Annotated in this window: 9 protein-coding genes; 7 read left to right on the top strand and 2 right to left on the bottom strand. The window is 74.0% G+C overall.

From position 1 onward, the window contains the following. Window position 1: 1 nt before the first annotated feature. Window positions 2-1,207 carry a PP2C family protein-serine/threonine phosphatase gene (locus FAF44_RS24260; protein WP_237105540.1) on the bottom strand — a complete coding sequence of 402 codons (1,206 nt, stop codon included), beginning with the start codon at window positions 1,205-1,207 and terminating at the stop codon, window positions 2-4. 144 nt (window positions 1,208-1,351) lie between these two features. Here FAF44_RS24260 and FAF44_RS24255 point away from each other — a divergent pair, with 144 nt between their 5' ends. From FAF44_RS24255 to FAF44_RS24230, 6 genes are all read left to right on the top strand, one after another. Next, the gene (locus FAF44_RS24255; protein ID WP_237105539.1) at window positions 1,352-2,461 is read left to right on the top strand and encodes a Xaa-Pro peptidase family protein; all 1,110 of its coding nucleotides are present in this window, start codon (window positions 1,352-1,354) and stop codon (window positions 2,459-2,461) included. An 18-nt stretch (window positions 2,462-2,479) separates the two neighbouring features. Then, a complete protein-coding gene (locus FAF44_RS24250; protein WP_237105538.1) occupies window positions 2,480-3,238 on the top strand; it encodes a protein phosphatase 2C domain-containing protein in 759 nt (252 codons plus the stop codon). An 81-nt stretch (window positions 3,239-3,319) separates the two neighbouring features. Continuing rightward, window positions 3,320-5,950 (top strand): helix-turn-helix transcriptional regulator, encoded by a 2,631-nt coding sequence (locus FAF44_RS24245; RefSeq protein WP_237105537.1) that lies wholly within the window; start codon window positions 3,320-3,322, stop codon window positions 5,948-5,950. A 125-nt stretch (window positions 5,951-6,075) separates the two neighbouring features. Then, window positions 6,076-6,942, top strand: coding sequence for a terpene synthase family protein (locus FAF44_RS24240; protein WP_237105536.1), 867 nt, complete (start codon window positions 6,076-6,078; stop codon window positions 6,940-6,942). 257 nt (window positions 6,943-7,199) lie between these two features. After that, complete coding sequence (locus FAF44_RS24235; protein ID WP_237105535.1) at window positions 7,200-7,793, top strand: ATP/GTP-binding protein; 594 nt, start codon at window positions 7,200-7,202, stop codon at window positions 7,791-7,793. A 23-nt stretch (window positions 7,794-7,816) separates the two neighbouring features. Then, window positions 7,817-8,293, top strand: a complete 477-nt coding sequence (locus tag FAF44_RS24230; RefSeq protein WP_237105534.1) for an Lrp/AsnC family transcriptional regulator — start codon at window positions 7,817-7,819, stop codon at window positions 8,291-8,293. Window positions 8,294-8,318: 25 nt separating this feature from the next. Here the strand turns inward: FAF44_RS24230 and FAF44_RS24225 are convergent, their stop codons facing one another. Then, complete coding sequence (locus FAF44_RS24225; RefSeq protein WP_237105533.1) at window positions 8,319-9,515, bottom strand: ROK family transcriptional regulator; 1,197 nt, start codon at window positions 9,513-9,515, stop codon at window positions 8,319-8,321. A 321-nt stretch (window positions 9,516-9,836) separates the two neighbouring features. On the opposite strand from FAF44_RS24225, the gene FAF44_RS24220 reads away from it, so the two are divergent. Beyond that, window positions 9,837-12,029, top strand: coding sequence for an ATP-binding domain-containing protein (locus FAF44_RS24220; RefSeq protein WP_237105532.1), 2,193 nt, complete (start codon window positions 9,837-9,839; stop codon window positions 12,027-12,029). The last annotated feature ends 996 nt before the right edge of the window (window positions 12,030-13,025 follow it).

The raw sequence follows: 13,025 nt of genomic DNA, 5'->3' as shown, positions 1-13,025 counted from the left end.
GTCATTCCGGGCCCATCACGCCCACCGCCAGCAGGCACGCGTCGTCCTCCGGGTTGGGGCCGCCGATGTCAGTGAGCAGGCGGTCGAGGCTCGCGTCCAGGTCGTGGCACTCCACCTTGCGGGCCGCCGTCATGGCCAGGTCGAGGCCGACGTCGATGTCGCGGGTGCGCCGCTCGACCAGCCCGTCGGTGAACATGAGCAGCAGGTCGCCCGGTTGCAGGCGGGTGGTGGCCAGCTCGTACGGGCTGCCGGACGCGGCCCCCAGCAGCACGCCCCTGGGCTGCGGCAGCCGGCGGGCCTCGCCGTCGCGGACCAGGATGGGCGCCAGGTTGCCCGCCTGGGCCCAGGCGAACACCCGGGTCCGCGGGTCGAGGTGGCCGATGATCGCGGTGGCGGTGGTCTCCTTGAGCTGGTGCAGGACGAGCTCGTTCAGCCAGTCGAGCAGCCGGTTGGCGGCCTGTCCCGTCATGGCCAGGCCGACGAGGGCGTGGCGGAGCTGGGCCATGCGCGAGATCGCGGGCAGCCCGTGGCCGGAGACGTCGCCGATGGCCAGCAGGCGGCGGCCGTCGGGGGCGGGGGCGGCCTCGAACCAGTCGCCGCCCAGGTTCGCGGTCTTCTCGGCCGGCACGTACCGGACGGCGATCCTGGTGTGCGGCAGGTCGAGGCAGCCGGTCGGCTCGGGCAGGATCGCCTCGCGCAGGGCGAGCATGACGTGGCGGTCCTCGGCGGCGCGCTCGCGGGCCTCCAGGAGCTGGCGGCGCGACTCGGAGACCATGCGCTCGGCGCGGCGGCGGCCGGTGATGTCCTGGATGACGCCGTGCATGCCGACCGTGCCGTTCGGGCCCGTCAGCGGTTCGAGCACCAGGCGCAGGTCGCGCAGGTCGCCGGAGCCGGGCCCGCGCCGGATGCGGAACTCCGCCCGCACCGGGTCGACACCCTGGATCACCGACCACAGCAGGCGGTCGAGCGCGGCCACGTCGGCGGGCTCGACGTACTCGGCCAGGTCAGGCAGGGCGATGGGCCCGTCGCCGGGGTCGCGGCCGAAGATCACGTACACCTGGTCCGACCAGATCGTCTCGCCGGTGTGCAGGTGCCACTCGGCCCAGCCCATGTTGCCGAGGCGCTGGGCGTGGGCCAGCCGTGCGGCGAGCATCTCGGCGAGGTTCTCGTGCCCGAGCAGCTCCGCCGCGCCTATGACGTCGACCATTGGTCTCACTCTCGACGGACGGTTGAATCCGACAATTGGCCCCACACTACGTGATCGATCGTGAACGGTGTGTAGCGGAGGCTTGTCGTGTGGTGAGACCTTTCCCCGGATTTTAGGAGGGAGGGCCCGGAGTAGATTGTGGCTGTGACGTCCTCAGACCTGTATCCCGTGTCCCGTCTCGCCGCCGTCCAGGAGGCCACCGCCAAGGCCGGCCTCGACGCCCTGCTGCTCACGCCCGGCCCCGACCTGCGTTACGTCAGCGGCTACGACGCCAAGCCGCTGGAGCGGCTGACGTGCCTCGTGGTGCCCGCCTCCGGCGAGGCGTACATGATGGTGCCCCGGCTGGAGCTGCCCGCCGCGCAGGCGTCGCCCGCCTCGCGGCTGGGGCTGGAGTTCGTGGCGTGGGACGAGACCGACGACCCGTACGCGATCGCCGCCGCCCGCCTCGGCCGGGTGGCCAAGGTGGGGCTGGCCGACCGGATGTGGGCCATGTCGTCGCTGCGCTTCCGCGCGGCGCTGCCGGACGCCGAGCAGGTGCTGGCCGGCAGCGTGCTGCGGGAGCTGCGGATGCGCAAGTCGGCGGCCGAGACGGCGGCGCTGCGGGAGGCCGGCCAGGCCATCGACTCCGTGCACCGGCGGGTGCCGGAGTTCCTGCGGGCCGGGCGCACCGAGCGCGAGGTCGCCAGGGACATCGCCGAGGCGATCCTGGCCTCCGGGCACGAGAGCGTCGACTTCGTGATCGTCGCCTCCGGGCCCAACGGCGCCAGCCCGCACCACGAGGTGTCCGACCGGGTCATCGAGGCGGGCGAGCCGGTCGTGGTCGACATCGGCGGGCAACTGCACAACGGCTACTGCTCCGACTCGACGCGCACGTACAGCGTGGGGGAGCCGCCGGCCGAGTTCGCCGCGTACTACGAGGTGCTGCTGCGGGCGCAGCAGGCGGCCTGCGCGGCGGTGCGGCCCGGCGTGTCGTGCGAGTCGGTCGACGCCGCCGCCCGCGAGATCATCGCCGAGGCCGGGTACGGCGAGTACTTCGTGCACCGCACCGGGCACGGCATCGGCATCGAGACGCACGAGGAGCCGTACATCGTCGCCGGCAACGGCGAGCCGCTGGAGCCCGGGTTCGCGTTCTCGGTGGAGCCCGGCATCTACCTGCCGGGCCGCCACGGGGCCAGGATCGAGGACATCGTGGTCTGCGCCGCCGACGGCGGCGAGCGGCTGAACCTCACCCCGCGCGAGCTGGTGATCGTCTAGGCCGGCGCGGCGGGACACATGTTCACCCAGATCACGTACGCCACCAGGCCGGGCTCCGAGCGCCCGAACGAGGACCTGGTGATCACCGGGCCGTCGTGGATCGTCGTGCTGGACGGCGCCACGGCGGCGGCAGGCGTCGACAGCGGGTGCGTCCACGACGTCGCCTGGCTGGTGGGGCGGCTCGGGGGCGCGCTGGCCGGGCGGCTGGCCGCCGGCGACGCGGTGCCGCTGGCCGGGGTGCTGGAGTCGGCGATCGAGGAGACGCGGGCGGCGCATTCGGGCGCCTGCGACCTCGCCAACCCCGACTCGCCGTCGGCGACGGTGGCCATGGTGCGGGTCCGGGCCCGGGTGGAGTACCTGGTGCTGGGGGACTCGCCGGTGGTGTTCGCGGCGGCGGGCGGACGGGCCAGGGTGGTCAGCGACGACCGGCTGGATCGGCTGCCGGGCGGGCGGCCGTACAGCCTGGAGCTGGTCCGCCGGATGCGGAACGCGCCCGGCGGCTTCTGGGTCGCGGGCGCCCGGCCCGAGGCGGCCAGGGAGAGCGTGACCGGCGAACTGGCCCCCGGCGAGGCGCGCGGCGTCGGAGTGTTCACCGACGGGGTGGCCCGCCTGGCCGACTGGTACGGGTGGAGCTGGGAGAACGTCCTCGACGTGCTGGCCGGCCGCGGGCCCGGGGCCGTGATCGCGGCCGTGCGGGAGCTGGAGGCGGCACGGGGGCCGGTGTGGGGCAAGCGGCACGACGACGCCACCGCCGCGTGGGGGCTGCTGCCGCCGTGACCTGACCGCCGTGACCTGACAGGTGTATCAGGCGCGGCCCGCGCCGCTCTCTATGGACGAGGGCGGCGGAGGGAGGGGCCCATGTTCGTCGGCAGGACGGCCGAGGTCGCCGCACTGCGCGCGGAACTGCGCGCCGCGGGCGCGGGAGCCGTCAGGACGGCGGCGGTCGAGGGGCCCGAGGGCATCGGCAAGACCGCGCTCGTCCGCCACGCGCTCGGCGGGGAGGCGGGCGTGCGGGTGCTCGCCGTCAGCGGCGAGGAGAACGAGCGGGAGCTGCCGCTCGGCGTCGCGGGACAGCTCATGGACGAGACGGCCCCGGACCCGTGGACCGACGGGCCCCGAAACGTCGCGCAGGACCCCTGCGCGGCCGGGCGGGAGTTGTGCGAGCGCATCGGCCGCGCCGGGCGGTCACCGGGGACGCTGGCGGTGGTCGTCGACGACGCGCAGTGGGCGGACCGCGCCTCGCTGCAGGCCCTGGGTTACGCGCTGCGGCACGTCAGGGCATGCCGGGTGCTCGTCGTGCTCGCCTGCCGCGACCTCGCCGACCCGTGGCTGCCCGAGGGGCTGCGGCGGCTGCTCACCGGCGACGGCCGGCTGCTCGTCACCCTCGGCGGCCTGCGCGCGGCCGACCTGCGCGACCTGGCCGCCGCGACGCCCGGCCGCGCGCCCGCGCAAGTGCTCGGCCCGGCCGCCGCCGAGCGGCTGCGCGCGCACACCCTGGGCAACCCGCTGCACGCCCGCGCCCTGCTGGCCGTCCTGCCGCCGCGGGCCCTGGACGACCCCGCCACCCGCCTGCCCGCGCCCGTGGCCTACCGGCGCTCCTTCGCCCGCCGCCTCGACGCCTGCGCCCCCGCCGCCCGGCGGCTCGTCGCGGCGTGCGCCGTCCTGGGCGGGGGCTGCCCGCTGCACGTGGCGGCGGCCGTGGCCACCGGGATCGGCGAGCCGCTGCACACGCTGGAGGAGGCCGTCGCCGCCGGGCTGCTGCGCGAGTTGCCCGGCCGCCTGATCGACTTCCCCGAGCCGCTGGCCGGGGCCGCCGCCTACGACGGGATCGGCGCGGGCACGCGGGCCCGGCTGCACCTGGCCGCCGCCCGGCTGGCCGACGACGACGGCACGGCCCTGCGGCACCGGGCCGCCGCGGCGGACGGGCCGGACGACGTGCTGGCCGAGGAACTGGCGCGGTTCGCGGTCAAGGCCGCGCAACACGGGCTGTGGCAGGAGGCCGCCGCCCACCTGGACCTGGCGGCCGGGCTCACCGAGTCCCCGGCGCGCCGGGACGAGCTGCGCACGGCCGCGCTGGAGCACGTCCTCGTCGGGGGCGACGTGATCCGCGCGGCCGGGCTCGCCGCCGTGCCCAACGCCGACCCGCGGCCGGTGCGCCGGTACGTGCTGGGGCGGCTCGCGCTGGCCGCCGGTCGCTTCGAGGAGGCGTCCGAACTGCTGGGCGAGGCGTGGCGGCACGCGGAGCCCGGTTTCGCCGCCGATGTGGCGGAGCAGCTCTCCTGGCTGCACCTGGTCACGGGGAACCGCGCGGAGGCGGCCGACTGGGCGCGCCTGGCGATCGAGCAGCCCATCAGGGGGCCGGTGGCCAGGCCGTACGACGTGCTGGCGCTGGGCGGAGCCCCCGGCGCGGGTGCGCCGCCCGACAGCCTCGCCGAGGCCGTGGCGTGTCTGGCGCGCGACGAGGCGGGCCGGGCGCGGGCCGTGCTCAGGCGGGTCGTGACCGCGGCCGGGGCGGCGGGGCTGCCGCACCACCGGCTGGCGGCCACCGCGCTGCTGGCGGTCGCCGAGCACGGCCTGGCCCGCTGGGACGAGGCCGCCGAGCACGCCGAGGCCGCCCTCGCCGAGGCGGCCGAGCTGGGGCAGCGCTGGCTGCTGCCCTGCCTGGAGGCGGCCTGCGTGGCGCCGCTGGCCGCCAGGGGCGAGCACGAACGGGCCCTGGCCCACGCCACGGCCGCCGCCGGGGCCGCCCGCGCGATGCGGCACACGATGGGGGAGCGGCAGGCGGACCTGGCCATGGCGCTGCTCGGCGCGGCCGGCGTCCCGGCCTGCGGCGGATGGGACGCCTTCGTGCCCGACCCGCGGCCCGCGCGCGTCGAGGCGCTGGTGGCCGACGGGCGGCTGGAGGAGGCGGAACGGGTGCTGGCCGCCCACGACCAGGACGGCCCGCCGCCCACCGGCGTGCGGCGGCAGGCCGAGCGGAGCCGGCTCGAAGGGCTGCTGCTGGCGGCCAGGAACGTTCCAACGCGGGCGGAGGAGGCGTTCGGCCGCGCGCTGGAGCTGGCCGGGCAGGGTGCGTGCCCGCTGGAGGAGGCGCGGGCGCTGCTGGACCTGGGCAGGCTCCTGCGTCGTACGGGCCGGCGCAAGGCGGCGGCCGAACGGCTCGGCGCGGCCCGCGCGATCTTCGAGCGGCTGGGGGCGCGACCGGCGGCGGAGCGCTGCGCCCACGAGCTGGAGGCGTGCGGCCTGGAGCCGCCCGCCACCGTCCGGCTCGGGCTCACCCCGCAGGAGCTGAGCACGGCCACGCTGGTCGCCGGCGGCCTGACCAACCGGCAGATCGCCAGGGAACTGCTCATCAGCGTCAAGACCGTCGAGTACCACCTCGGCAAGATCTACACGAAGCTCGGCATCGGCTCCCGCGTGGTGCTGGCGGCCAGGCTGGCCGCCTACGGCGACCCGGAGGTGTCGTCGCCGGGCAGCCGAACGGGCTGATCAGCCACGTTGCTGATACCTTGAGCGGTCCACAATGATCATGAAAGAATTGCCCAGCAGGTGGGTGTCCAGGTGGTATGGGGGGTCGTCGCCTATGGTCCGCGAGCCGACGGAGCGGCCCTAGGATGCCCGGCGACGAGCTGGACGAGGCGTTCGAGCTCGGCAGGACGTGCGCGCTGGCCGCGGAGTGCGGCAGGGATCTGCGGCGCTGCGCCCAGTTGTACGACGGGCTGTTCCCCGTCGCGGCCTTCGACGCCGACTTCTTCAGCTCGCTGACCCTGGCCACCGCCTTCAGCGCTCCCTGGGCGGGCGCCGACCGGCTCAGGGCCGCCAACCGGGCCGCCCTGTGGGTCACGGCCGTCGGCCGGCTCGTCGATCGCGCCGCGACCACCCGCGAGCAGGTCGGCCGCCTGGCGCGCGAGTGCCTGGCGGTCGCCGAGGGGGCCGTGCCGCGCTCGGCGCTCACCCGGTTCCTGGCCGACCTGCGCGACGAACTGGCCACCGGGGACGACTTCGCCGCCCTGGAGGGCGTCTGGCGCGACCAGCTCGACCGCATGCTGGCGGGCATGGCCAGGGCCTGGGTGTGGCGGGACACGCACACCGTGCCGACACTGGAGCGCTACGTCGACAACGCCGACAGCCGGGGCTCCTGCTTCGTGGACCTGTCGCACTGGATCTACACCGCCGACGACTGGACCAGGGCGCACCTGGACGACCTGCGCGCGGTCAGCCGCCAGGTGCAGCGCTACCTGCACCTGGTCGGCGACGTCGCCTCCTACCGCAGGGACCTGAGCTGGGGCGATCTGAACGGGTACGCGCTGGGCGTGGAGAGCGCCGAGGTGGCGGGCGTGATGGGGGAGCTGGCGTGGCAGGCCGAGCGTCTCATCGGGCCGCTCTGCGAGCACAGTCCGCGCACGGCCTCCTACCTGCGAAGACAGCTCGGTTACCAGGCCGGGCGGGTCGGGGTTTCGGACTTTCGGCGGGCCAGGTAAGGGTCTCGTCTGAATCCATGACAGACAAACTTGACAGTTGCTCTGTTAGATGCGCGAAAATCGTGGTTGGAGACCACAAACCGTGACATTTTGTTTCTTGTAAAAGCTTGCGGCTTGAGTGGAAAATGTGGCGTTGCTAGGGTGTCTCGATGCCAGGCATGTGGATCGGCCTTCACTAGCCAACCTTGACAGGTACCACTGACCGGCACCTCAGGGGTGGGGCCGCGCATGCGCGGGAATTGTACGGGCGGTGCTGGATGGAATTCGGTCGCTCAGACCGTTGGCGGCTACCGACAGCGATCAAGATCTTGGTCGCCGGAGGATTCGGCGCGGGCAAGACCACGATGGTCGGCGCCGTGTCCGAGACACGCCCGCTGCGCACGGAAGAGGCGCTCAGTCAGGCGGGCGCCCAGGTCGACGACCTGTCGGGCGTCGAACGCAAGCTCTCCACCACGGTGGCCATGGACTTCGGCCGCATCACGATCCGCAACGACTACATGCTCTACCTGTTCGGCACCCCCGGCCAGGAACGCTTCTTCTTCGTCTGGGACGAACTGGCCATGGGCGCGCTCGGCGCCGTGGTGCTGGCCGACACACGCCGTCTCGACGACTGCTTCCCGTCCGTCGACTACTTCGAGAAACGCGAGCAGCCGTTCGTCGTGGCGCTGAACTGCTTCGACGGCGTCTCGCCGTTCACCGTCGGCGAGGTGCGCGCCGCGATCGGGCTGGAACCGGACATCCCGATCGTGCGCTGCGACGCCCGCCGCCGCGACTCGGGTCGCGAGGTGCTCATCACCCTGGTCGAGCACGCGATGCGCCGGGGGGCCAGCCCCGTCGGGACCATGTCGTGACCATGACCGGCTACCTTTGACCGATGGAGGAGATCGACCGCCGGATCGTCACACTGCTGGCCCGCGACGGCCGCATGAGCTTCACCGACCTGGCCAGGGAGACCGGGCTCTCCGTCTCGGCGGTGCACCAGCGCGTACGCCGCCTGGAGAAGCGCGGGGTCGTGCGCGGCTACGCCGCGATCATCGACCACGAGGCCGTCGGGCTGCCGCTGACCGCGTTCGTGTCGATCAAGCCCATCGACCCGGCCGCGCCCGACGACGCGCCTGAGCGGCTGGCGCACCTGACCGCCATCGAGGCATGCCACAGCGTGGCCGGCGACGAGAGCTACATCCTCAAGGTGCGGGTGGGCTCGCCGACCGCGCTGGAGGACCTGCTGCAGCAGATCCGGGCCTCGGCCAACGTCTCGACCCGCACGACGGTCGTGCTGAGCACCCCCTACGAGCACCGCGCCCCCGAGGTGGCCCCGGAGGCCGTCGTCGGTCCCGACGCCCGCGCCTGACCTTCCCCGGGCGGCGGACGCTCGGTCACGAGGGCACGGCCGAGCCGAAGACCTCCTCGCGCACGGTGGCGAGGGCGAGGTCGAGGGCGCCGGCCAGCACCGGGTTGCCCTCGACGCTGGACAGGAGCACCGCGGGCCGGGGGATGGTCAGCGCGTGCAGCTCGTGCTCGACCAGCCCGCGCAGGGTCTCGCCGCCCGGCAGCACGGCGCCGCCGGTCAGCACGATCAGCGCGGGATCGACGACCGCGGTGATGGCGGCCAGGCCCACGGCCAGGCGGGCGGCGACGTCACGCAGCCCGGCCCTGGCGTCCTCGGCGCGCCGGCCGGAGCCGTCCGCCGCGCGCACGGCGTTCGCGACCGCGGTACGGAAGCCGGCGCCGCGCACGCCGTACGAGCGCAGCAGCTTCAGCACCGCCTGCCCGCCCGTCAGGGCCTGGTAGCCGTGGCTGGCGTAGCGGCCGGACTCGCGGGCCGTGGGCGCGCCGGGGGCCGGCATGTAGCCCACCTCGCCCGCCCCGCCCGTGGCGCCCCGGTGCACGCGTCCGCCCAGCACGATGGCCGCGCCGATGCCCTCGTCGGCCCACAGCAGCACGAAGTCGCCCCGGCCGCGGGCCGCGCCGTGCGCCCGCTCGGCGAGCGCGACCAGGTTGACGTTGTTCTCGACGTCCACCGGGACGCCGAGCGCGGCGCTGAGGGCCGGCACGAGGTCGGGGATGTGCCAGCCGGGCACGTCCTTGGCGGCGGCGTAGCCGAGCCTGCCGGTGGACGGGTCGACGGCGGCCTGCACGCCGATGACGACCCGGCGCGGCCGGTCCGGCGGCTGCGCGCCGCGCAGGGCGGCGGCCAGCCGGTCCACCAGTTCGCCGTGGGGCCGGCGCGGGGTCGGCAGCGTGTGCTCGCCCACGACCGTGCCGGTGATGTCGGCGACCCTGGCCTCGATGCGGTCGCGGGTGACGTCGAGCGCGCCCACGTACGCCGCGGCCGGGTTGATCCGGTAGACCTCCGCGGTACGGCCGGGCAGGCCCTCCCTGATGCCGTCCAGCACGACCAGGTTCGCCCGCCGCAGCCGGGACAGCAGTTGCGAGGCCGTGGGCTTGGACAGGCCGGTGAGCGCGCCGATCTCGGGGCGGGTCAGCGGACCTCGTTCGAGGAGCACCCGCAGGGCGGCGCGATCATTGATCGCGCGTAGCAGACTGGGTGTGCCCGGAACCGGACCGCTCACCGCGACTCCCTCACTTCAGGTAAGGAAACTTTCCTAACCTGACACGACGATAAGAACGGCGGCGTGCGAAGGTCAAGCGGGCGAAACCAAGACGTAACCCGGTTCGGGAAAGGGGGAAAGTGATGAGAGTGCCGCACCCGGCATGCTAATGTCGTCGTTTATCGTAACAACAAGCAGAATGGCCCGGAGTGTCCCATTAACCACATTAATGGTCAGGCGGCAACTCGTCAAACCGAGCTCGCCAAGGAGCAGGCGTACGTCACCCGCCTGTACGACCGCCTCGACACGCTGCGCGAGCGCACCCAGCGGCAGCTCAAGGAGGTGCTGGCCGCGGGCGCCGTCGGCACGATGCAGAACAGGTCGGAGCGTGACACCTTCGCCGAGATGTACGCCACCCGCCTCGCCCGCCTCTGGGCCGTCGAACGCGGCCTGGTTTTCGGCCGGCTCGATCACCTCGACGAGGGCCGGCTGTACGTCGGCAAGCTCGGGCTGAGCGACGACGAGCAGCTCCGCCTGCTCATCGACTGGCGGGCGCCGGTGGCGCAGCCGTTCTACCGCGCCACCCCGGCCGCCCCGATGGGCCTGACCAGGCGCCGTCACCTGCAGACCAAGGGCCGCACCGTGATCGGCGTGGACGACGACCTGCTCGACCTCGACTCGCTCACCGACGACGACCGCGCCACCCTCAACGGCGAGGCCGCGCTGCTGGCCGCCCTCGACGAGCGGCGCACGGGGCGCATGCGCGACATCGTCGCCACCATCCAGTCCGAGCAGGACCGCGTCATCCGCAGCGACCTGAACGGCGTGCTGGTGGTCCAGGGCGGCCCCGGCACCGGCAAGACCGTCGTGGCCCTGCACCGGGCCGCGTACCTGCTCTACACCCACCGCGAGCGGCTGGAACGGCGCGGCGTGCTCATCCTCGGCCCCAACCTCACCTTCCTGCGCTACATCGAGCAGGTGCTGCCCTCGCTCGGCGAGACCGACGTGCTGCTGTCCACGGTCGGCGAGCTCTACCCCGGCGTCACCGCCACCGCGCGCGAACGTCCCGAGGTCGCCGCGATCAAGGGCGACCCGCGGATGGCCGACGTCCTCGCCAAGGCCGTGCGCGACCGGCAGCGCGTGCCCCGCCAGCCCATCGAGCTGACCGTCGGCCGCGTCACGCTCACCATCGACCGCGCCATGCTGGAGGGCGCCAGGAACAAGGCCGCCCGCTCCCGCCGGCCGCACAACCAGGCCCGCGCCGTGTTCGTCCGGTCGCTGCTCAACGGCCTGGCCAGGCAGCAGGCCCGCAAGATCGGCAAGGGGCTCATCGACGACGAGGAGCTGTCCGACCTGCGCGAGGAGCTGCGCACCGAGCCGGTGGTCAAGACCGCGCTCAACCGGCTGTGGCCGTACCTGACGCCGCAGCGCCTCCTGCTCGGCCTGTACGGCTCCCCCGACCGCCTCGGCTACGCCTCCACCGCCCTGACCCCGCAGGAACGGGCGCTGCTGCGCCGCTCCGGCGGCGAGTGGACCGAGTCCGACATCCCGCTGCTCGACGAGGCCGCCGAACTGCTCGGCGACATCGACGAGCAGGTGCTGCGCGCCAGCGCCGTGCAGGCCGAGGAGGAACTGGCCGCCGCCCGCCAGGCCGAGGAGAGCGAGCGCGAGGCCGAACTCGCCTACGCCCGCGAGGTGCTGGAGCTGACCGGGCTGTCCGACGTCATGGAGGCCGAACGGCTGGCCGAGCGCCAGCGCGGCGAGGGCCCCTACCTCACCACCGCCGAACGCGCCGCCGCCGACCGCTCCTGGGCCTACGGGCACGTGATCGTGGACGAGGCGCAGGAACTGTCGCCGATGGCCTGGCGGGCGGTCATGCGGCGCTGCCCGACCCGTTCGATGACGATCGTCGGCGACATCGCCCAGACCGGCTCGGCGGCCGGGGCGCGCTCGTGGGAGGAGGTGCTCGACCCGTACGTGGCCGGGCGCTGGCGTCAGGAGCGGCTGACCGTCAACTACCGCACCCCGGTCGAGCTCATGGAGGTGGCCGCCCGCGTGCTGGCCACCATCGACCCGGAGCTCCAGGCCCCCGCCTCCGTGCGCGAGGCGGGCGCGCGGCCGTGGGCGGCGCCGCTGGCGGCGCTGCCGGCCCTGGCCAAGGAGGAGGCGGGGGAGGGCGGCAAGGTCGCGGTGGTGGTGCCCGACTCACTGCTGTCCGAGCTCGGTACGGAGATCGCGGCCGGTGTGCCCGGCACCGTCGTCGTCGCGCCCGGTGCCGGTCGTTCCCGGGGCGCGCAGGCCCTCGACGCGCCCGTCGCCGTGATGGGCGTGACCGACGCCAAGGGTCTCGAGTTCGACTCCGTCATCGTCGCCGAGCCCGACCTCATCGCGGCCCAGTCGCCACGAGGACCCAGTGACCTGTATGTTGCTCTCACGCGTGCGACACAGAGGCTCGGGGTCGTCCACGAGCGGCCGCTTTCGCGGGCGTTGCGGGGCTTGCCGAGCCGCTCTCAGGCCCCCGTAAATGGGCTTTGACCGGCTTTGCTATCACCTGCCGAGCATGTCCTACCTGCGGAAACTTGATGTTTCTGCTGATCGGGACACGGTTGACATCTGAGGCTGAGTCGGTAGTTTGCTGCGCAGTCCAGCACGGGACTTGGCCGGTTGGCCGTCTCTGACATCGTCGGATCCTGCGTCCGTGACGGAGCGTGACTTCGTCCACACAGCCAGGTGCAGGGCCGTCGGTCCGTCGAGTCGGGGCACCCCAACCGGGCGGGGGGTTGGACCCGGGACGGGTCCGGGAGCCCAGTAGACAACGGAATTCCGCGCTCGCCGCCGACGAGACGGGTCCGGTCCGAAGGGTTTCCGGGCCCTCTTCCCGCTCCCGTGCCACCGGGCCGCGATCGCGCCGGGTGGTCCCGTTCAGCCGCGGGATCACCCTGCCGTCCGCTCGTTTCGAGCCATCTTCCGATCTTCCCGTGCCTTGCCGGTCTGAGTGCGGCCGGAGAGCGGTAGCGTTTTCGGCAAGCAACGCGTTCGTGAGGTGGCGAGGAGATCCCGGAGTGGTTCAGGAGAGAACGGGCCCACCGCCGGCGGCCGGGCATGACCCGGGCCGCCCGGACGGGCCGCCGTCGCCCGGCGAGGGCACGGCCGAGTCCGCCACCGCGGTGACCGACGCCCCGGCCCCGCCCGCTCCCGCCGACGGGGCTCCGCTCGCGGCCTCCATGCCTCCCTCGACCGCTGCGGCGTCGTCGGAGCCCGCGCCTTCGCCTCTTGAGGCCGCCGGGTCCGTGGCTGCGGAGCCGGAGCCCGCGGAAGCTGTGCCCGCGGAACCTGTGCCTGTGGGGCCCGTTCCTGCGGGGCCTGTGCCTGCGGAAGCTGTGTCCGCAGGGCCTGTGCTTGCGGGGTCTGTGCCCGCAGGGTCCGTGTCCCCGCCGGAGATGTCCTCAGCGGAGGCGGCTTCCGCGGCGGGGTCTGCGGCCGGCGTTCCCTCGGTCGGTGCGCCCTCGACCGGGGCGGATGGTTCAGCAG

Source organism: Nonomuraea sp. MG754425 (assembly GCF_021699195.1).
Classification (GTDB): domain Bacteria; phylum Actinomycetota; class Actinomycetes; order Streptosporangiales; family Streptosporangiaceae; genus Nonomuraea.
This window is presented reverse-complemented; position numbering and strand designations above follow the sequence as displayed.